This is a genomic window from Pseudomonas capeferrum (assembly GCF_000731675.1).
In the GTDB taxonomy this organism is placed as follows: Bacteria; Pseudomonadota; Gammaproteobacteria; order Pseudomonadales; family Pseudomonadaceae; genus Aquipseudomonas; species Aquipseudomonas capeferrum.
Genome location: NZ_JMIT01000002.1, coordinates 457,168 through 477,419, shown reverse-complemented (window position 1 = coordinate 477,419; position 20,252 = coordinate 457,168). Strand labels below are relative to the sequence as shown.

Genomic DNA, 20,252 nt, shown 5'->3' with positions numbered 1-20,252 from the left:
CGCACCGCCGCTCCCACATCTGTTTCGGGCCAGTGAGGCCTGTGGCATTTGCGCGCGACCGCCTTGTTTGTACGACGCGATATCGAGACAGGCACCAAGGGGCCGCGCGCAAATGGCACAGGCCTCACTGGCCCGAAACAGATGTGGGAGCGGCGGTGCGGCGATCCGACTTGCCCCGCGAAGCGCCGCGCGGGCGGCGCTCGATCTCCCAGGCGACAAAAACGCTGCGGCGAGCACTATAAAAGCTGCCCACTCCCCCCAATGCGGTAAGCTTCAGGCCATGAACCTCGACACCCGCATCAAGTACCGCCACCTGCTGTGCTTCCTGGAAATCGCCCGGCAGGGCAGCCTGGCCAGGGCTGCCGATAGCCTCGCCATCAGCCAGCCAGCGATTTCCAAGACCCTCAAGGAACTCGAAGAGCTGCTGGAAGCACGCCTGTTCGAACGCAGCCGGCACGGCGTCGAACTGACCCCGGCCGGCACCCGCTTCATGCGCTACGCCGGGCCCAGCGTACAGGCCCTGCGCGATGGCGTGAGCAGCCTGCGCGGCGAAGCACGGGCGCCGTCGCAAGTGCGCATTGGCGTGCTCTCTACCGTCGAGGGCTTGTTGATGCCCGAAGTGCTGTGCCGCCTGCATCAGCGTCATGAGGCGTTGCTGATCAGCGTGGTGACGGGGGCCAGTGCGCAGTTGCTCGGGCAGTTGCGCCTGGGTGAGCTGGAGCTGGTGGTCGGGCGCATGACCGATAGCCCGCAGATTCAAGGCCTGTCGTTCGAGCACCTGTACAGCGAGTCGATGAGCCTGGTCGTGCGGCCGGGGCACCCGCTGCTGGCCACCACGCCAGTGGAACGGGCGCAGGTGGGGCGCTATCCGCTGGTCTTGCCACCCCCTGGCACCACCATTCGCCAGCACGCCGACAGCCTGTTCGTTCAATGTGGTGTGCAGCTGCCGGCGCAGCGCTTGGAGACCTTGTCGTTGGCCTTGAGCCGCCGCTATCTGCTGGGCAGTGATGCCGTGTGGGTGGCACCGCGCGACGCCGTGCTGATCGACCTTGGCCGTGGCGAACTGGTCGAACTCGACCTGGGCGTGCGCGAGCCGGGCGGCTCGGTCGGCATCTGTCGCAATGCCGCCTTGCCGCAGAGCCTGCCGGGGCAGTGGGTGTGCGAGGTGCTGCGCGAGGTGGCGGGGCAGTACCGCGAGGGTAGCTACCCCTGAACCCGTGCTGTCAGCAGGGCACTGAGCGCCTTGAGGTTGTCATCGCTCAGGCTGCCGCTGGCCGCCATCAGGCGTAGCTGCGCCTGCAAGATGGCATAGCGCTGGCGGGCCAGTTGCAGGCGGGTGCGGGTTAGCTGCTGCTCGGCATCCAGCACGTCGCTGCTGATGCGCGCGCCTGCCTCGAAGGCGTGCGTGGTGATCCGCAGGTCACTCTGGCTGGAGCGCATGGCCTGTTGCAGGGCCTGGTACTGACTGATGCCGCCCGTCAGGTTGAGGTAGGCCTGGCGCGCCATGAAATCAGCTTCGCGCCGTGCATCTTCCAGCTCATCTTCGGCCGCGCCCTGCAGGGCACGCGCCTCGCGGGTACGGCTCTGAGTACCGCCACCGGCATACAGCGGCACGCTCAGTTGCACGCCAACCACCGTCTGGGTGTATTTCTCCTCGGGTACGGTGACGTCGTAAAGGCTGCCACCGACCGAGGCAAAACGGCCATGCGCGGCCACCAGGTCGAGGGTTGGCAGGTGGCCGGCTCGTTGTTTTTCCACTTCCTGCTCGGCGATCAGTTGGCGCACCTCGGCGGCCTGCACCTTCAGGTTGTGCTGGCGTGCCTGGTCGGTCCAGGCATCCAGCCGGGCCGGTTGCGGGCCACTGAACGCCACCTCGTCATCGAGCCTGGCCAACTCGCCCGGCGTGCTGCCGGTCAGCCTCGCCAATGCCTGCTGGTTGAGGCGCAAGGCATTGCCGGCGGCAATCTGTTCGGCCTGCGCCAGGTCGTAGCGGGCCTGGATGCGCTGCACTTCGTTTTCGGTCCCCGAGCCCTCGCGCCGAAAGCGCTGTGCCTTGTCCAGCTGCTGGCCAAGGGTCTGCATTTGCTGGCGGCTGGTGCCCAGTTGGTCTTCGGCAAGCAACAGCTCGAAGTAGGCGTCGGCCACGCGCAGTATCAGGTCCTGGCGCGCGGCCAGCAGGTCGATTTCGCCCGCCGTTGCCAGGGCCTTGCCCTGTTCATGGCCGATGACGTTCTGCCAGCGCAGCAGGGGCTGGATCAATACCAGCGCGTAGGCATTGGAGTTGTCGCGGTTGCGGCTGGCCGCCCCGCTGTGCTCGCGGTCGACCCAGGCTGCGCCGCTTTCCAGGGACAGGTGCGGCAGCAACGTGGCGAGCCCCTGCGGGGCCTTTTGCGCGGCCGCCAGCTGGCGTTGCTGGGCGGCGGCATAGGCCATGTCATGCCCCAGGGCCTGCTGGTAGGTCTGGTACAGGTCGCGGGCCTGTACGGGGCTGGCGCAGACCAGCGCCAGTATCAGCACCGCTAGGCGGATTCGTGTGCATTGTCCGAGCACGTCGCGGACTCCTTTGCAAGTGAGGGCTTGTGTTGGCGGGGGTTGCGCATCAGTAGCACCATCGGGACGCCGATCAGCATCACCGCACCGAGCAGGCCGAAGAGCATGCTGAAACCGAGCATCTGCGCCTGCTCCCGGGCCTGGACGAAGGCCAGCAGGGCGTTGGCCTGGTCAGCGCCGAGCAGCTCGGTGGAGAGCCGCCGCGGGTCGAGGCTGGCCAGGTCCCAGCCGCTGGTGACCAGGCGGTTTTCGTCGACATGCTCGGCGAGCTGCCGGTAGCGCGCCCAGGAAAAACGCGTGAGCAGGGTGGCGGCGATGGCGATACCGACGCTGCCTCCGAGCTGGCGCATCAGGTTGAGCACGCCCGAACCTACCGAGATCAGCTGTACCGGCAGTTGGCGCATGGCCAGGTTGGTCAGCGGCACGAAGATCATGCCCAGGCCGAACCCCCGGATGATCAGCGGCCAGTACAGTGTGTCGGGGTTGCTCTGCAGGGTGAACTGGGTATGCAGGTACATGGCGTAGCCGTAGACCAGGATGCCCACGCAGATGAAGTAGCGCTCATCGATGCGGTTTTCCTGCGACAGCTTGCCGATCACCAAGGTGCTGACCGCGCTGGCCAGGGCCCCAGGGAAGATCACCAGGCCGCTCTGGTAGGCACTTTGTTCGAGCAGCGTCTGTAGCAGCAGGGGCACCATGAACAGCGTGCTGTACAGGCCGAAACCGACGCAGAAGGCGCACACCGAACCCAGCAGGAACTCGCGGTTGTTGAACAGCGCCAGGTTGACGATCGGGTTGCTCACCCGCCGCTCCCAGTAGCAGAAGCCCACCAGGCCAAGCAGCGCCAGGGCCAGGCACAGCAGGCTGAGGTCCGACTCCAGCCAGTCCCAGTGCTCGCCGCGCTCCAGCAGGATCTGCAAGCTGCCGACACCGACGGCAAGCAACAGGAAGCCCAGGTAGTCGATGCTCTGCGGGCGCCGCTCGTTGGGCGAGTCGCCCACGCACAGCCAGGCCAGCAGCAGGGCCAGCGCACCAATGGGCAGGTTGATCAGGAAGATCCAGTGCCAGGAGAACTCATCGATCAGGTAGCCCCCCACCGACGGGCCGAGGGTCGGCCCCATCATCACCCCGACGCCATACAAGGCCATGCCTGAGCTGACCTTCTCCTTGGGGAACACGTCATAGATGATCGCCTGCGAGATGCCCAGCAGGCCGCCCCCGGCCAGGCCTTGTATCACGCGCCACAGCACCAGCTGCCAGAGCTCCTGGGACACGGCGCAACCGAGTGACGCCAGCACGAACAGCGCCGATGACACCAGGTAGTAGCGGCGCCGGCCAAACCAGGCAGACAGCCAGCCGCTGGCTGGCAGGATCACCACATTGGCCACGATGTAACCGGTAGAGATCCAGGAGATTTCGTCCACCGACGCGCCAAAGCTGCCCATCAGGCTTGGAATGGCGACGTTGACGATGGTCACGTCGAGCAGCTCCATCATCGAGATCAAGGTAACCGTCACGGCCACCAGCCAGGGCGACTTCATAGTGCCTGCCCGCTGTCGCGGGTATCGACCTCGACGAACACGCTCATGCCTTGGCTAAGTGCCTGTTGCATGGTCGTGGGCAGTTGCCGGAACTCGATCCGTGCCTGGATGCGCTGCACCACCTTGGTGAAGTTGCCGGTGGCGTTCTCCTGCGGCAGCAGCGAGAACCGCGCACCGGTGGCCGGTACCAGGCTGTGCACCACACCCTCGAACTGCTGCCCGGGAAAGGCGTCGACGCTGATGCGTGCCGGTTGGCCGACCCGTACTCGGCCGATCTGGGTTTCCTTGAAGTTGGCCACCACCCACATGCGCTCGGTGCTGACCAGGCTCAGCAGCTTTTGCCCGGCCACCACGAATTGCCCAGGCTGCACATCCTTGTGCACGATGACCCCGGCCCGTGGCGAGGCCTGCCGGGTATCCTGCAGCTCGATACGGGCCAGGGCCAAGGCCGATTCGGCTGCCTTGATCCGGTACTCTTCCACCTTCAGTGCCGCCTGGTTGGCCAAGGTGCCTTCACGGGCGGCAGTGGAGTTGTCCCGGGCAGCCTGCAATTGATGGTTCAGGGCATCGAAGCGGGCGCGCGCGGCTTCCAGGTCCTGGGTGCTGACCACACCCTGCTCGGCCAGCCGTTGCGTGCGCCGATAGTCGCTGCGGGCCTGCTCGGCGTTGGCCACCAGTTGTCCGATGGTGGCCTGTGCTGCCTGGCTGCGTGCGGCGGCACTGCGCACCTGGCTGTCCATCAGGCCAGGCATGCCGCCCTGGCCTGTGGCGACCAGCGCGCCCAGATAATTGGCTCGGGCCTGTTCGAGCCGCTGCTGGTATTCGTCCTCACGCACCTGGAACAGCAGGTCTCCCTGGTTCACCCGGGTGTTCTCGTGCACTGGCACTTGTACCACCACGCCGCTCAGCCTGGCCCGAATAGGGATGATCACGCCTTCCACTTCGGCGTTGTCGGTGCTGACGTACTGCTTTGCGTATTGCCAGCGTTGCAGCCCCAGTACGGCCAGGCCTGCGATGACCAGCACCGATACTGCCAACTTGGTGTACTTGCCTTTCACCATGTCACACGCTCTCGTCCTTGTCGTTTAAGGCCATTGCCCCTTGCCTGCGGCCTGCGCAGGCAAGGGGCAATGCTCAGCTGGCTGCCGCCACGCAAGTGGCTTGCGCAGTCGCGGTGGCGCGCTGGTTGAGCAGTTCGAACACGCCGTCCCACAGCACGGTACGGGCTACCAGCGCATCGGCTGCACTCTTGGCCAGCGCCTGTTGCTGTGCGGGTTCGCTGACGATCTCGGCGATGATGCGTTTGGCCGCCGGGCCGTGATCGTCACCGTCCATCTCGATGTGGCGCTTGAGGTAGTAGGTCAGCATCGGCACGCTGGCTTCCTCGATCGCCCAGCGCTGCAGCAGGCCGCCGAACATGTCGGGGATGATGTCCTCGCGGCCGAAGAAGAAGTACGCCAGTACCTGCTCGGTCGAGCCATGCAGGGCAACGTCGAGGGTCTTGCTGACGAATACCTTGGCCGGCAGCGGGATGTCGACGTTGGTCAACGCCTGGGCCAGTGGCACGCCTGCTTGCAGCAGGGCCTGGAATTGACGGAACGGGCCAGTGTCGGCGCCAATCTCGTCCATGGCGCTGAGGTACAGGTCCAGGTGGCTGATGAAGCCGCCGCCAGGGTGCTCGTCGGTTTCTTCGCCGGTGACGATCTCGTTGATCAGCCGCGCGGCAATGATGTGCCGCGGCGGCAGCCAGGGCAGGGTGACGCAGGTCAGGTCGCGCTGGATACGCTTGAGCAGCGTCATGAAATCCCACACGGCGAACACGTGGTTCTCCATCAGCAGGCGCACGTCATCCAGCGAGCTGATCCTGGCGAACAGGGGGTGTGCCAGCAGGGTGCGGCGTTCATTCTCGATCATTGCATCAACATCAAAAGACATACTCGGCTCCTTGAGTGTGGGGGCGGTGTACCGGGCGCTGGTTACTGCCCGGGGCGGCCTGGCGGTGGCATTGCTTGCCAGGCGCCGGCATAGGGGAAACGTGCCTTGCAGTAGCGCAAGGCGCCGAAGAAACGCGGTTCGAGCAGCGCCTGGCGGCCTTCGTACCAACCGCTGGCGAGCAATTGGCGGTGCAGCCGTGGCAGGCGCCAGCACGGCACCCGCGGGTACAGGTGGTGCTCCAGGTGATAGTTGGAGCCCAGGTGCAGCAGGGTGCTCAGCCAGGCGGTGCGCGAGCGTGCCACCGGCCGGTCGACGCAGGCCTCGAAGGCATGCTCCTGATAGGCGTTGAGCGCGGAAATCAACAAGGCCAGCAACAGGCACCCAGCCATCGCCGGCAGCAGCACCGGCCACTTCGTCGCCAGCGCCAGCCACAGCGCCGGCCACAGCAGTTGGCAGGCCAGATTGACCCTGGCCAGCAAGCGGATCTGCTTGTCCGGAAGCGGCAGCGTGCCTTCGACCTTGGCGCCGGGCAGGGCCAGGCGCACGGTCTGCAGCAGGTACCAGGCGGTGGCATGCAGGCGTGACACCAGCAGCCGGGTCACGGCCAGGCGATAGCGCCGCAGCAGGCGCCAGTCCGGGTCCTTGGGGCTGCCGTTATGGCGATGGTGCTGCCAGTGGTCGACGAAGTAGCCGGTGACGCAGAAGCCGGTCAGCATCGAGCTCAGCAACACCGCCAGCATGCAGCTGTACAGGCGGTTTTCGCTAAGGTTGAAGTGGAAGCCCTCGTGACCCAGGATGCCCTGCAGAAACAGGCCGTAACCCGCCGGCAGCAGCAGTGGAAGGGCCAGCGGCCATGCCTGCGGCAGCTGGCTGAGGGTCTCCACCAGTACTGCCAACGGGACGGCGAACAGCAGCAACGCATAGCCGACCACCCAGGTGGTTTCCAGCGCCGACGGCTTGAGCAGGCTGCGGTCCGGGCGTAGCGTGGGCTTGTCCAGTGCCAGTTGCGTCATCGGCCTGCCCTCAGTCGATCAGTTCGGGCTTGAGCGACAGCTGCCCGGCGTTGCTCAAGCGGCGCAGGCGCAGGCTGATGAACGCGTCGACCACGCTCGGCAGCCAGCGGGCGGTGTACATGGCCACGCTGCCGAGGAAGGTCAGGCCACGGTTGCGCAGGCCACGCTGGGTGCAGGCACGTACCAGGCCATTGCTGGCGTCATCGAGTTTTTCTTCCAGCGACAGCAGCACGCGCTCGCCGCGCTTGAAGCTGACCAGGCGCTTGACCGACAGGCCGACCCGTTCGGCCGGGTCGTGAATGGCCGTGTCGATGAACCCAGGGAACACCGTTACCACGTCCAGTTGCCCGGGGTACTGCATACGCAGTACATCCGAATAGGCACTCATGGCCCGTTTGCTGGTGGCATAGGCGGCGACGTAGGGCGCGTTCACCAGGGCAAACAGCGAAGACACGTTGACCACCTTGCCCTGCGTGCGCAGCAGCGCCGGCAAGAACCGCGAGGTCAACTGCCAGGGGGCCAGCAGGTTGATTTCCAGGGCGCGGCGCACGTCGTCGTTAACCCCCGTCTCGCCGCGCTCCAAGGTCAGCACCCCGGCATTGTTGACCAGGATGTCGATGTCGCCGAAGCGCTCCAGGATCGAGGCGGCGGCTTCGTCCAGGCGCTCGCGGTCGCACAGGTCGAGCAGGTAGTAGGCATCGAAGTTGAGGGCCGTGTGCGGTTCGAGCCGGTCGATGCCGATCACGGTTGCACCTTGCTGCTTGAGCTTGCGCGCGGTTTCCAGGCCTAGGCCGCGTGCCGCGCCGGTGATGACGACGATCTTGTTGAGCAGTTTCACAGGGTGACTCCATTGGCAATGCTGAAGGTGGCGCCATGCAGGTAGCGGTCGAGGTTGGCCGTCATGCTGAAACGCCCGGGAGGGTGGAACTGCAGGCCACGGGTGCTGGCCAGCCAGTCGCAACTCAGGTTCGAGCGGATGAAGGCCAGGCCACCGAGCATCTGGTGGGCCAGGTCGGAGGCGCTGGCCAGTTGCTGCTCGATGCCGTAGCGGGTCAGCAGCAGGCGCGCGAGCAAGTCATCGGCGTCGCCTTGCAGCTGATCGACCTCATGCGCCAAGCCCTCCAGGGCGCTCAGGCACAATTGCAGTTGGCAGGCCAGTTGCACCCGTTGCTGGTCGCTCCAGCGGCGCTCGTCGATCGCCCGCTCCACCAGGCCCATGCAGGCCCCCAGGTAACTGGCGCTGATCAGCAGCTCGAACCAGATGAAACCGATGGTCTGTACATCGCCCAGCTGCGACTTCAACCCGGCGGAGAAGATCATCTTCTCGCTGACGTACACATCCTCCAGGCGCAGTTCCAGGCTCTGTGCACCGGCCAGAGCGCTGTTGCCCCAGAACGGGTGGTGGCTGATGCCCGGTGCGGACGCGGGGATGAGGGCGATCATCAGCTCTTCGCCGTGCTCGCTGGCCCGGCTGAAGCTGGCAGTCAGCAGGTCCATCGAGCGGGTCAGGCTGCACGGTTGCTTGCTGCCGCTCAGGCGTACGCCGTCGGCCAGTTGCAAGGCTTCCATGCCGGCATCGAGGATGCCGCCACCGGGCACGCCCTCAGCGAAGCCGGACGCCAGCAGCAGGCGCTGCCGGGCGATGGCTGACAACAGCAGGCCTTCGGCGCCTGTGCCCTTGGCGGCAACCGCGACCAGGCTGGCCACGGAAAACTGATGCATGGTGCTGGCCACAGCCAGCGAGGGCGACAAGGCGCCGAGGGCAAGCTGCACATGCAGCGCTTGGCGCGCGCTGGCCCCCAGGCCACCGCCAGCCCCGGGCACCAGCAAGGCAACCGGCCCGTTCTGCTTGAACCAGTCCACCACCGGGCTGCCTGCCGCCTCGCGCTGCTCGAATGGCAGTTCTGTCAGCAGGTCGGCGAAGCCTGGGGCAAAGCGGTTCAGGGTTTGCCTGGCGTTTTGCAGGAGTGGCAACGGCATGGCATCAATCCTTGATCTGGCTGTTCGGGAACAGGCCACTGATGATGGCGCTGATGTTGTCGTGGATGGCTTGCCGCGCTACCGGGTCGAGCATGTCGGCAAGCATCGGCAGGCCCAGGTCGAAGCACGAGCGGAAGGCAATTCTGGCGCCCTCGGCGGTTTCGCTGACTTGCCAGGAGCCGGAGAAGTGGTCGATGTCGCCTGCGGTCTGGCGGAAGTGGATATGCAGGTTGTCGGGGTCGAAGACATCGCGTTCCTGCCACTTGAGAATGCCGCTGTGGAAGTTCACCTCCCAGTTGCTCAGCACCTCGTGCTCATGGATCGATTCGATCTCGATGTTGCGCACCGATTCGCACAGCTGGGGGTAGAGGCTGAAGTTGCTGATGGCGGCGTAGACCTGTTCGGCACTCTGGCTGGGAACATGGGCGGTCAGGCTGACTTCTTTCATTTCGGTGTCCTATTCGAAGGTGCGGGCAAGGGCGCGGGCGAAACCGCCAAGCAGCCATTCAACGTCGCTGTCGCTGTACAGGGCTGGCGGTGTCAGGCGGATTACCCGGTGATCGTTGAGCGAATGGTTGACCACGATGCGTTGGTCGATCAGGTGCATGACCATGTTTGCCGCCAGCCCGGCGTCGACGAACTCGAGGCCGAGCAGCAGGCCGGCGCAACGCAACTGCACCTGTGCGCCGCGCGGGTGTTGCCGCAGCACGCTCTGCAGGCCCAGCTGCAGGCGTTGGCCCAGGGCTGCGGCGCGCTCCACCAGCTGTTCGCGCTGCATCACGTCGAGGGTCGCCATCACTGCGGCCATGGCCAGCGGGTTGGCGCCGAAGGTGGAGGTGTGCATCAACGGGTTGCGATTGAGCGGCGCCTGCATGTCGGCGTTGCAGACCATGGCGCTGACCGGCACGCAGCCACCGGACAGGCTCTTGCCGACCAGCAGGATGTCGGGCACCACTGCCTCGTGGTCGCAGGCCCACCAGCGACCGGTGCGGCCCAGGCCAGACTGGATTTCATCGGCAATCAGGATTGCGCCGTACTGGTCGCACAGTTTGCGCACCTGCTGCAGGTAGCCGGCCGCAGGCACGATCACCCCGGCTTCGGCCTGTACCGGCTCAAGGATCACGCAGGTGCGTTCGGGTTGTGCCTGCAATTGCAGGCGTAGCGCCTCGGCATCGCCAAAGGGCACGAAATGGCTGTCGCCCAGGCGGTCGGCGAACGGTGTGCGATACAGAGCCCTGCCGGTGACCGCCAGTGCGCCAAGGGTCTTGCCGTGGTAACCACCCTGGGTAGAGATCACGTGCTGGCAGCCATTGAGCCAGGCCAGCTTGAGCGCCGCCTCGGTGGCTTCGGTGCCGGAGTTGCAGAAGTACACATACTGCAGCGGGTCTGGGCATACCGCAGCCAGGGCCGCAGCGGCCTGGGCCTGGAACGGGTTGAGCATCAGCTTGCTGGCCATCGGGTGGCTGTGCAGCTGGCGGCTGACCTGCTCGACGACCTGCGGGTGCGAATGCCCGAGCAGGAACACGCCATAGCCACCGGCATCCAGGTAGCGATTGCCGTCCATGTCGTACAGATAGACGCCTTCGGCACCCACCTCGATGGGCAGGTTCATCATCGAGGCCAGGCGGGCATAACCCGCATTGACATGGTCACGGTACTGCGCGCGCACGCGCTCGGCATCAAGCCCTTCGGGCAGGGGGGTGAAGCTGTTCATCGTTCAGGCCTCCATGGCCAGTTCGCCACGGCGCTCGCCCGCTGCCGGAATCTTCAGCATGCGTTGCATGGCCGAAAGCTTGGGCGCCAGGCATGCCAAGGTAAGCGCCAACTCCTGGCGCGGTGAGCGCTGGGCCAGGCGCTGGGCCGGCAACAGTTGCTCCAGGGAGCTGGGCAGCGGCTGCAGCAGGCTGGCGTAGCGGCACAGTTGGGTCGCCCGGCCGAGGGCTGCGCGGATGTTCTCTTCGAGGGCCGGCAGGAACACCGGGCGTACCAGGCGTTCGTAGATGTCCGGGTTCATGCAGCGCGGGCGCTGGAAGGGTGTGCTCTGGTCTTGCATTTGTTCGCACATGAGGTCGAGCAGGGTGCGGATATCCAGCGCCTGTGGGCCGTTGGTGAGGAAGTAGTCGTCACCGATCAGGCGCTGATCCAGCGCACTGGCGATGCCGGCAGCTGCCACGTCGCGGGCGATGACATCGACACGGCCGCCCTCAGGGCAGGGGATGATCGGCAGGTAGCCCGACATCATCAGCCCCATGGTCAGGTGAAAGCCCTGCAGCATGGGCATGTGGCCGCTGTGGCTGTCGCCGATGATGATCGACGGGCGAAAGATCGAAACCGGTACGCCGGCCTCACGCACCAGGGTCTCGGCTTGGCGCTTGACCACTTCGTACGGGGTCGAGGGCATCACCCCTGGGTGGTAGTCACAGGGGTGGGTGAAGGCAGTGCTGATGTGGTACAGCGGTACGTCGGCATCGCGGACAAACTGCAGCACCTGCTCGGTGCCTTGGTAATTGACCGAGAACACCGCTTCGGCATGGCCATCCAGGCGGGTAATAGCCGCGCAGTGGATGACCCAGTCGACCCGTTTGGTCAGCGCCAGGTAGTCCGCGTGGGACAGGCCCATGTGCGGTTGGCAGATGTCACCGCGCAGGGTTTCGACCCCAGGGTGGCGAATGCTGCTGCGCCGGGTCAGGCAGACCAGGTGATAGCGCTCGGCCAGTTGGTCGATCAGGGTATCGCCCAGTACACCGGCTCCGCCGGTAAGGAAAACGGTCAGCCGCGTTTGTCCAGACATGGACTAGCACTCCTTGCTCGCTAGGTTGATGAAGTGGCCCGTCTGCCTGGCAGCCGCAAGGGGGCCAAGGAACCGGAGCGATTAAAAAAGCCGACCTGTGTGCCTGTGTTTCAGTGGCAACGGCCGGCAAGCGGCCCTGCGCCTGGGTGGAGACCCCGATCGGCGCGGGCTGGAGGGGATGATGGCGATTTAGAACTGCTGATTCTTGAACGAATCGCTTGTATTGCGCAGTACCACGGCGACGCGGCTGGGCGACATGCCGACCATGCGCCGCATCATGCGGGTGAGGTGGGCTTGGTCGGCGAAGCCGCCGGCGATGGCGGCATCGCTGAGGCTGGCGTCGTGGGCGAGGGCATGGCAGGCACGTTCGAGCTTGCGCCAGATGATCCATTGCGACAGTGGCACGCCCATCTGGTGCGTGGCGAAAAAGCGCAGGCGTGGGCTGGACAGGCCTACCGCGCTGGCCGCGCGCGACACCGCGCCGATGCCCGCCCAGTCCTGGCGCAGCAGGTGCAGGGCATTGGACAGGCGTGGGTCGAAGCTGTCAGGGGGCACCAGCTTGAGTTCCAGGGCTGCGACTACCTCATCGAAGTTGGCCGCCTGGCGCACGCAATCGACGATGTCAGGGCTGACCGCTGCCTTGCCGCTCTCGTCGAGCAGGGCTTTCAATGCGCGGCCAAGCGGCGCGTCCGGGTAGAAGTAAAGGAAGGCAACGCGGTCGGCGTTGGGCAACGAGCGATGGTCGACGGAGGGCCCGATCAGTACCCCCGGTGCACTGAGGGTATGGTTACCGAACTCCACGGTGATGTCGTAGCGCAGGCCGATGCACAGCTGGATGGCGACGTGGGCGTGGGCTGCGGTTTGGTCGGTCTTGCCGGTGTAGCCCAGCCAGTAATCACCGAAAGTTACTGCTCCGTCCCATCTCATTGTGCATCCCTGAAGCCCGTTCTAGACAGCCTGGCCGCGCCCGGGCCAGCATCCTGAAAGCGGCAGATGATAGCGTTATGGTATATCTTGGTCGATACAAAGCGTAACGAATGATCTTTTGCACTAATTAAGGCTTTTCTGATGCATGCAAGGCTGTTGAACTAATCAGTGTTTACCCGCTCCTATGCCGGTAGCCATTGGTCACGGCCGCCTGCTAAGCTCGCGGCTTTACCCTGATTGCCCTTATGGCGCATGAACAAGGAAATAGCATGAAACAGCATCGTTTGGCGGCTGCGGTTGCCCTGGTAGGCCTCGTATTGGCTGGCTGCGACCAACAGGCCAGCAGCCCCGAGCTGAAGACTCCGGCACAGAAAGCCTCCTACGGTATCGGCCTGAATATGGGCAAAAGCCTGGCTCAGGAAGGCATGGAAGACCTTGACTCCAAAGCGGTCGCGCTGGGCATCGAAGACGCGGTCAGCAAGAAAGAGCAGCGCATCAAGGACGAAGAGCTGGTCGAGGCCTTCACCTCGCTGCAGAAGCGCGCCGAAGAGCGTCTGGCCAAGGCCAGCGAAGAAGCCGCTTCCGCCGGCAAGAAGTTCCTCGAAGACAACGCCAAGAAGCCAGGCGTGGTCACCACCACTTCGGGCCTGCAGTATGAAGTGATCAAGAAGGCCGACGGCCCGCAGCCCAAGCCGACTGACGTGGTCACCGTTCATTACGAAGGCAAGTTGACCGATGGCAAGGTGTTCGACAGCTCCGTCGAACGCGGCAGCCCGATCGACCTGCCGGTCAGCGGCGTCATTCCAGGTTGGGTCGAAGGCCTGCAACTGATGCACGTCGGCGAGAAGTACAAGCTGTTCATCCCGGCCGAACTGGCTTACGGCGCCCAGAGCCCGAGCCCGCTGATCCCAGCCAACTCGGTACTGGTATTCGACCTTGAGCTGATCGCCATCAAGGACCCGGCACAACTGCAAGGTGCAGAGCCGGAAGCCGAAGCACCGGCGCAAGCGCCTGCCGAAGCCCCAGCAGAAGAACCGGCCAAGTAATACTGGCTGCTTTTGCAGAAAACGCCCCGTCTTGACGGGGCGTTTTCGTTTCGGCGGTAGGCGCTTGGAAGAACCTCTGTCGGCTGATACTGTCCGAGCAATAGCAGCGTGATGAAGTAGGATGCTTCTGACGCAAATCGTTTGCGCAACTGAAACGACTGTGTAAAAAACGCCCGATCTGACCGGGACCCTTGCCTAGTGGGCACCTGACGTCAGAAACTTCGCCCTGTTCACAAGGTTATCCACAATAAATGTGGATAACCTCCCTCTCGGAGGCTCCATGAGCGCACCCTGGAATTTCGCCCGTTTCCTGCCGCTGGCCGAGCGCCTGCTCAGCCGCGGCCGGTTACCGGCCCTGTTGTTCGCTGTGGCCCGCAAAGGCCCACGGATCGGTCAGCTGCGCGAGGATGTAAAGCTGCTGCAGTCACTGTGCCTGGCCTGGTGGCGGGGCGAGTACCGCGCCATCAGCCCCAAGGCATTGGTGACCATCGTTGCCGGCCTGCTGTACTTCGTCAGCCCTATCGATGCCATCCCCGACTGGTTGCTGGGGGTCGGGTTCCTCGACGATATTGCCGTGCTGGGCTGGGTGCTGAAAACCGTCGCGGATGAGCTGGGGCGTTTCAAAGCCTGGCGCGACAGCCAGGCGCCAGAGCGGTTGCGGGTGGTCGAGCGCTTGCCGAACTCCCCCGAAGCCTTGCGCCTGGAACGTAATACGCAGTGAAATCAGCCTGAGCTGCACACACTCCCGTACTTGGTAATATAATTGGCATAAGGATTATGCCTATGGATTACATGCCGTAATCCCACGTAAGGGGGTTGTAATGGGTATTCAGGTTATTAGCCGGGACGGTCAGCCCGAGTACGCAGTCGTTCCCTGGGAGCAGTACCAGGCACTGTTGAAGGCAGCAGGGCAGGCGCCTGCCGAGGCAAGCGCCAGTGAAACGCCGGTCAGTGCCGCCAGTGCGCCCTTGCCGGCTTTCAGCGAGGTGGCGCAGATACGTGAGGCAAAGGGCATTGCCCCTGAGCTACTGGCGCGCAACGTCGGTGTCAGCCCGGCCTATCTGGCCATGATCGAATCAGGCGAGCGACAGCCGGACGCCGCCATCCGCCGCGCCCTGGCCTGGCACCTGGGCGTGGCGGGTTGGAGTGAGCCATCATGAGCCAGGTCAGGATCAGCCGCCAGCACTGGCAGAACCTGCTGGACGAGCTTGACCTGGCCCGTCGTCAACGTCATTTGCTGACGTATCGCGCGCTCATCGAGCGCTTGCAACTGCCCAGCCCGGCCATGCAGACGCTGACTGCCGCGTTGGAGTACCTGGCCGTGATCGATGCGCGCGCCGAGCAGCCGTTGCGCAGTTCGCTGGTTATCAGCCAGGGCGCCAGCCGCCTGCCGCGTACCGGGTTTTTCGAATGCGTCGAGCGGCTGGGCCGCTTTGCCGGGCCGGTTGATGGCATGGAGGCGGCGTCGTGGCATGCCTCGGAAGTCGTCAGGGTATTTGAGTACCCCTATCCGGAAACCGCCTGACAGCCACCGCTCCTACAAAAAGGGCCGGGTGTTTTCACACCCGGCCCTTTTGTTAAACAGCGCAGCACATCAGTGCTTGGCCACCTGCGAGCTGGCGCTCAGGTAGTCGAGCAGGATGCGCCCCGTCTCGGACAGGTAGGCGTCGTCTTCCGGCTTGGTGGTTTCATCCTCGGCCGGCAGCGCGTCCTCGTCTTCCTTCTTCAGCTCCTTGAGCGGCTCTTCGCCCTTGGCCTTGCGGCGGATGTTCTCCAGGGCCAGTTGCTTGCCCTCGATCTCATCGTGGCGGGCACGGCGGTCCTGTTCGTTGAGGCTGACGGTTTTCTCGCTCATCAGCTTCTGAGCCAGGGCCAAGCGGTCGCGGATGTAGGTGAACTCGGCATCCTTGACGCTGCGCGCTTCATGCTGCGCCTTGAGCTGGGCCAGGTACGGCTTGAACGGGTCGGCCGCAGGCTTGACCACCGGGCGGATGGTGTCCCACGGCATGGCCTCGGGCAGGGCGCTCTCGCCGATTTCCTTGGTGTCGATGATCGACGGGTAGTCGATGTCCGGCAGTACGCCCTGGTGCTGGGTGCTCTGCCCGGAAACCCGGTAGAACTTGGCCAGGGTCAGTTTCAGTTCACCATGGTTGAGTGGCTGAATGGTCTGCACGGTGCCTTTGCCGAAGGTCTGGCCACCGATGATCAGTGCGCGGTGGTAGTCCTGCATGGCGCCGGCGAAGATCTCCGAGGCCGAAGCCGAGAGGCGGTTGACCAGCAGTGCCAGCGGGCCTTTGTAGAAGGCGCCCGGGTTTTCGTCCTCGAGCACGTCGACGCGGCCGTCGCTGTTGCGAACCAGCACCGTCGGGCCCTTGTCGATGAACAGGCTGGTCAGCTCGGTGGCTTCCTGCAGGGAGCCGCCGCCGTTGTTGCGCAGGTCGATGACCACGCCGTCGACTTTCTCTTTCTGCAGTTCGGTGAGCAGTTTCTTCACGTCGCGCGTGGTGCTCTTGTACTCCGGATCCCCGGCACGGTAGGCCTTGAAGTCAAGGTAGAAGGCCGGGATCTCGATAATGCCCAGCTTGTAGTCACGGCCATCCTGCTTGAGCTTGAGCACCGACTTTTTCGCCGCCTGCTCTTCAAGCTTGACCGCCTCGCGGGTGATCGAAACGATCTTGCTGGTCTGGTCGCTCGGGGCATTGCTTGCCGGGATAACCTCCAGGCGTACCACCGAGCCCTTCGGGCCGCGGATCAGCTTGACCACTTCGTCCAGGCGCCAGCCGACCACGTCGACCATTTCCTTGTTGCCCTGGGCCACGCCGATGATCTTGTCGGCCGGGGCTACCTGCTTGGTCTTGGCCGCAGGGCCTGCTGGCACCAGGCGCACGATCTTGACCTGGTCGTTGTCGCTTTGCAGCACCGCGCCGATGCCTTCGAGCGACAGGCTCATGTTGATGTCGAAGTTTTCCGCGTTGTCTGGCGACAGGTAATTGGTGTGCGGGTCGTAGGACTGGGCGAAGGTGTTGATGTAAGCCTGGAAGATGTCTTCGGCACGGGTCTGGTCCAGGCGCGCAAGCTGGTTCTTGTAGCGCTTGGTCAGGGTTTCCTGGATCTGCTTGGGCTCTTTGCCGGCGATCTTCTGGCGCAGTACTTCGTCTTTCACGCGTTTGCGCCACAGGTCGTCAAGCTCGACCTGGTTCTTCATCCACGGGGCGTCCTTGCGGTCGATCAGCAAGGTTTCCTTGGCGGTGAAGTCAATCTTGTCGACGCCCTTGTTCAGCTCGGCCAGGGCAAAGTCCAGGCGCTGCTTGACGCGGTCGAGGTAGCGTTTGTAGATGGTGAAGCCAGGGTCGAGGTTGCCGCTTTTGAGGAAGTCGTCGAACTGCGTCTTCCACTTGTCGAATTCGGCGATGTCGGCTGCGGTGAAGTAGCTGCGCGCCGGGTCCAGCAGCTTGATGTAGCTGTCGTAGATGATCACCGAGCGGGCGTCATCGAGCGGTGGCTTGCTGTAGTGATGGCGCTTGAGCAGCTCAACCACGTTGAGGCTGGCGACGATTTCGTCGCGGTCCGGCTGCAGGCTGTCCCACTTGTTGGCGGCCGCCGCATTGCCGCCGAGCGTGAGGCTGCCCAGGCCGATCATCAGGGCCAGGGCGGTGCTGGGTAGGAAATGCTTCATGCTGATTCGACGTGGAGGCAATTGATCACGCATAGTAGGCCGTCTTTTCCGTTGCCGGTTCCATGGAGCCGGGCAAATACTGCAAAAAGCCTGGGGTAAGCGTCCCCAGGCCCAGTCATGATTCAACTATGGAGGCACTGTGAAGGCATTGCAAGGCGTTGACGGACATGTGGAGTGGGTCGAGGCCGAACGCCCGGCCCTTGACGCCGGCCAAGTACGCATTCGCGTGGCGGCTGCGGGGCTTAACCGCGCCGACCTGTTGCAGATGAAGGGCCTGTACCCGCCACCGCCTGGCGCCAGCCCGTACATGGGCCTGGAGTGCGCCGGGGTGATCGAGGAAGTGGGCCCGGGCGCCGACTGGCGCATAGGTGACCGGGTGTGTGCGCTGCTGGCCAGCGGCGCGATGGCCGAGGAAGTGGTGGTGGATGCCCGCCATGTGCTGCCGGTGCCCGAAGGCCTGAGCCTGCAGGAAGCGGCGGCGCTGCCCGAGGTGTACGCCACGGCATGGTTGAACATCTTCCAGTTGGGCGCCGTCAAGGCGGGCGAGAAGGTGCTGGTGCACGCCGGTGCCAGTGGCGTTGGCTCGGCGGCTATCCAGCTGTGCAAGGCGTTTGGCAACCCGGTGTATGTCAGCGTTGGCTCGCAGGACCGCTTGGCCTATTGCCAGGCCCTGGGCGCTGCCGGCGGTGTGGTGCGTAACGAGAACCTCGAAGCGCTGGAAGGTCTGGGGCCATTCGACGTGATTCTCGACCCGGTCGGCGCCAGTTACGGGCCGCTCAACCTAAAGTTGCTGGCGCGTGACGGGCGCTGGGTGATCATCGGCCTGATGGGCGGGCGCACGTTCGACCTCGACCTGGCGCTGGTGCTGGGCAAGCGCCTGGAGATCACCGGGTCGACGCTGCGTAACCGTGATGATGGCTTCAAGGCCGAGTTGCTGCGCGAGTTGCTGCAGCAGGTGTGGCCGTTGTTCGCCGAAGGGCGTTTGTCGCCGCAGTTGGTGGACACCTACCCGGTGGAATTTGCCCAGGCGGCCTATGCCGAACTTGAGAGCAACCAGGTGTCGGGCAAGCTGGTGATGGTGATCGATCCCAGTTTGGTTTGAGATTGCTGGGGGCTGCCAAGCAGCCCCCATGATCCTCAAGCCCAGCTCAAGATGGGCCACCCATTGATCTGGGCATGTTCGCGCAACACCGCATCCGGGTTCACCACATGCGGGTGGTCCACCTTCAACAACAGCGGCAAATCGTTGCGCGAATCAGAATAGAAACTCGCCCCCTCCAGGTTCTCCTGTTCCTGATCCAGCCATTCCAGCAAGCGGGTGATCTTGCCCTCACGGTAGGTCAGCACGCCGTGGGTCTTGCCGGTGTACACCCCGTTCACCGCCTCCAGCTCGATCGCCAGGTACTCGTCCACCCCCAGCCGCGCCGCAATCGGCCCAACCAGGTGCGTGCCCGAGGCGGAGATGATCAGGACACGGTCGCCACGCCTGCGATGCTCGGCAATGCAGCGGCAGGCGTCGCCGAAAATGATCGGTTCGATGACGTCTTCCACCCACGGCTGCACCAGGTGTTCAACCTCTTCCAGGGTGCGCCCGGCAATGGGCTCCAGGCTGAAGGCCATGTAGTCCTCCATCTGCAGGTGGCCCTTGCCATAGGCCTCCATCAGCTCATGGTCGCGACGCAGGAATGCCTTGCCGTCGACCCAGCCCAAGCGGGCCATCTGCTCGCTCCACAGCGAGGCGCAGTCACCGTGGATCAAGGTTTCATCCAGATCGAAAATTGCCAGTGCCATTGTTGCTGTCTCCTAGGCCACTTCACGTAGCGCCGTGGGGTCGATCGACAAGGATACCCGCTGGCCGTCCGCATGCAGGTCGGCGGACGAGCGGTTGAGCACGTCGACCACCAGTTCCACGTCGCGCACCCGCACGCGGTAACGGATGACGTTGCCCAGCAGGCTATGGCTGCGCACTTCACCGTCCAGCTCGCCATTCAGGCCCAACGTGATGGATTCCGGGCGGATGGCCAGGCGGTTGGCCACCGGGCGTTGCAGCAGGCGGCTGGCGCTGTCTGGGTCGAGCAGGTTGTAGTTGCCGATAAAACCCGCGGCGAACAGGTCCACGGGCGCGGTATAGAGGGTTTCGGCATCGCCGCTCTGAACGATGCGGCCCTGGTTCATCAGGAAGATGCGGTCAGACATGGTCAGCGCTTCTTCCTGGTCATGGGTGACGAAAATGGTGGTCAGCCCCAGTTCACGCTGGATGGCGCGGATTTGTTCGCGTAGGTGCTTGCGGATGCGCGCATCCAGCGCTGACAGCGGCTCGTCGAGCAGCAGCAGGCGCGGGCGGGTCACCAGCGAACGGGCCAGCGCCACGCGCTGGCACTGGCCACCGGACAACTGGTGCGGGTAGCGCCCGGCGAAGCTGCCCAGCTCCACCAGATCCAGCACCTCACGCACCCGGGCAAGGCTTTCGTCAGCCTTGACCTTTTGCATGCGCAGGCCAAAGGCGACGTTCTGCTCCACGGTCATGTTGGGGAACAGCGCGTAGCTCTGGAAGACCATGCCGATGCCGCGCTTTTGCGGGCTCAGGGGCACGATGTCCTGGCCATCGAGCAGTATGCGCCCGCTGTCCACCGGGGTCAGCCCGGCGATGCAGCGCAGCAGGGTGGATTTGCCGCACCCGGAGGGGCCGAGCAGGGTGACGAATTCGCCGCGTTCGATCTGGCAGTCGATATTCTCGAACACCGGGGTGCCGGCATAGCGTTTGTGCAGTTGCTGTACGCTGACGAAGCTCAT

The 20,252-nt window shown here is 64.4% G+C and carries 20 protein-coding genes; 6 read left to right on the top strand and 14 right to left on the bottom strand.

The window, feature by feature from the left end; translation table 11 throughout:
• Positions 1-280 precede the first annotated feature (280 nt).
• Positions 281-1,213 (top strand): pca operon transcription factor PcaQ, encoded by a 933-nt coding sequence (gene pcaQ, locus PC358_RS14660; protein WP_033700770.1) that lies wholly within the window; start codon positions 281-283, stop codon positions 1,211-1,213.
• Here pcaQ and PC358_RS14655 read toward each other — a convergent pair.
• The 11 genes from PC358_RS14655 to PC358_RS14605 all read right to left on the bottom strand — a co-directional run bounded on the left by PC358_RS14655 (position 1,204) and on the right by PC358_RS14605 (position 12,737).
• Positions 1,204-2,550, bottom strand: coding sequence for a TolC family outer membrane protein (locus tag PC358_RS14655; protein ID WP_033700769.1), 1,347 nt, complete (start codon positions 2,548-2,550; stop codon positions 1,204-1,206). The genes pcaQ and PC358_RS14655 overlap by 10 nt on opposite strands.
• On the bottom strand, positions 2,520-4,091 hold the full coding sequence (locus PC358_RS14650) for a DHA2 family efflux MFS transporter permease subunit (protein WP_033700768.1): 1,572 nt from the start codon (positions 4,089-4,091) through the stop codon (positions 2,520-2,522). The genes PC358_RS14655 and PC358_RS14650 overlap by 31 nt, the downstream gene beginning before the upstream one ends.
• Complete coding sequence (locus PC358_RS14645) at positions 4,088-5,152, bottom strand: HlyD family secretion protein (protein WP_033700766.1); 1,065 nt, start codon at positions 5,150-5,152, stop codon at positions 4,088-4,090. The genes PC358_RS14650 and PC358_RS14645 overlap by 4 nt, the downstream gene beginning before the upstream one ends.
• 73 nt (positions 5,153-5,225) lie before the next feature.
• The gene (locus PC358_RS14640; protein ID WP_033700765.1) at positions 5,226-6,026 is read right to left on the bottom strand and encodes a DUF3050 domain-containing protein; all 801 of its coding nucleotides are present in this window, start codon (positions 6,024-6,026) and stop codon (positions 5,226-5,228) included.
• A 41-nt stretch (positions 6,027-6,067) separates the two neighbouring features.
• Positions 6,068-7,039 (bottom strand): fatty acid desaturase, encoded by a 972-nt coding sequence (locus PC358_RS14635; RefSeq protein WP_033700764.1) that lies wholly within the window; start codon positions 7,037-7,039, stop codon positions 6,068-6,070.
• A 10-nt stretch (positions 7,040-7,049) separates the two neighbouring features.
• Positions 7,050-7,877, bottom strand: a complete 828-nt coding sequence (locus PC358_RS14630) for an SDR family NAD(P)-dependent oxidoreductase (protein WP_033700762.1) — start codon at positions 7,875-7,877, stop codon at positions 7,050-7,052.
• Entirely contained in the window at positions 7,874-9,019 is a 1,146-nt protein-coding gene (locus PC358_RS14625) for an acyl-CoA dehydrogenase family protein (protein ID WP_033700760.1), read from the bottom strand. The genes PC358_RS14630 and PC358_RS14625 overlap by 4 nt, the downstream gene beginning before the upstream one ends.
• Positions 9,020-9,023: 4 nt before the next feature.
• Positions 9,024-9,467: a type II toxin-antitoxin system RatA family toxin gene (locus PC358_RS14620; RefSeq protein WP_033700759.1), complete on the bottom strand. Its 444-nt coding sequence runs from the start codon at positions 9,465-9,467 to the stop codon at positions 9,024-9,026.
• Positions 9,468-9,476: 9 nt separating this feature from the next.
• The gene (locus PC358_RS14615; RefSeq protein ID WP_033700758.1) at positions 9,477-10,733 is read right to left on the bottom strand and encodes an aspartate aminotransferase family protein; all 1,257 of its coding nucleotides are present in this window, start codon (positions 10,731-10,733) and stop codon (positions 9,477-9,479) included.
• Between the two features lie 3 nt (positions 10,734-10,736).
• Positions 10,737-11,810, bottom strand: a complete 1,074-nt coding sequence (locus PC358_RS14610; protein WP_033700757.1) for an SDR family oxidoreductase — start codon at positions 11,808-11,810, stop codon at positions 10,737-10,739.
• A 189-nt stretch (positions 11,811-11,999) separates the two neighbouring features.
• On the bottom strand, positions 12,000-12,737 hold the full coding sequence (locus tag PC358_RS14605) for an AraC family transcriptional regulator (protein ID WP_033700755.1): 738 nt from the start codon (positions 12,735-12,737) through the stop codon (positions 12,000-12,002).
• 269 nt (positions 12,738-13,006) lie between these two features.
• Here PC358_RS14605 and PC358_RS14600 point away from each other — a divergent pair, with 269 nt between their 5' ends.
• The 4 genes from PC358_RS14600 to PC358_RS14585 all read left to right on the top strand — a co-directional run bounded on the left by PC358_RS14600 (position 13,007) and on the right by PC358_RS14585 (position 15,308).
• A complete protein-coding gene (locus tag PC358_RS14600; protein ID WP_033700754.1) occupies positions 13,007-13,783 on the top strand; it encodes a BamJ family beta-barrel-assembly machinery protein in 777 nt (258 codons plus the stop codon).
• 280 nt (positions 13,784-14,063) lie between these two features.
• The gene (locus PC358_RS14595; protein WP_033700753.1) at positions 14,064-14,504 is read left to right on the top strand and encodes a YkvA family protein; all 441 of its coding nucleotides are present in this window, start codon (positions 14,064-14,066) and stop codon (positions 14,502-14,504) included.
• A 100-nt stretch (positions 14,505-14,604) separates the two neighbouring features.
• Positions 14,605-14,943, top strand: coding sequence for a helix-turn-helix domain-containing protein (locus tag PC358_RS14590; protein ID WP_033700751.1), 339 nt, complete (start codon positions 14,605-14,607; stop codon positions 14,941-14,943).
• The gene (locus PC358_RS14585; RefSeq protein ID WP_033700749.1) at positions 14,940-15,308 is read left to right on the top strand and encodes a hypothetical protein; all 369 of its coding nucleotides are present in this window, start codon (positions 14,940-14,942) and stop codon (positions 15,306-15,308) included. Before PC358_RS14590 ends, PC358_RS14585 begins: the two co-directional genes overlap by 4 nt.
• A gap of 69 nt (positions 15,309-15,377) precedes the next feature.
• On the opposite strand, the gene PC358_RS14580 is transcribed toward PC358_RS14585, so the two are convergent.
• Complete coding sequence (locus PC358_RS14580; RefSeq protein ID WP_162181152.1) at positions 15,378-17,459, bottom strand: carboxy terminal-processing peptidase; 2,082 nt, start codon at positions 17,457-17,459, stop codon at positions 15,378-15,380.
• 139 nt (positions 17,460-17,598) lie between these two features.
• Between PC358_RS14580 and PC358_RS14575 the strand changes: the two genes are divergently transcribed.
• Positions 17,599-18,561, top strand: a complete 963-nt coding sequence (locus PC358_RS14575; protein WP_033700747.1) for an NAD(P)H-quinone oxidoreductase — start codon at positions 17,599-17,601, stop codon at positions 18,559-18,561.
• 35 nt (positions 18,562-18,596) lie between these two features.
• On the opposite strand, the gene PC358_RS14570 is transcribed toward PC358_RS14575, so the two are convergent.
• Positions 18,597-19,250 carry an HAD family hydrolase gene (locus PC358_RS14570; RefSeq protein WP_033700745.1) on the bottom strand — a complete coding sequence of 218 codons (654 nt, stop codon included), beginning with the start codon at positions 19,248-19,250 and terminating at the stop codon, positions 18,597-18,599.
• A 12-nt stretch (positions 19,251-19,262) separates the two neighbouring features.
• The gene (locus PC358_RS14565; RefSeq protein ID WP_033700744.1) at positions 19,263-20,252 is read right to left on the bottom strand and encodes an ABC transporter ATP-binding protein; all 990 of its coding nucleotides are present in this window, start codon (positions 20,250-20,252) and stop codon (positions 19,263-19,265) included.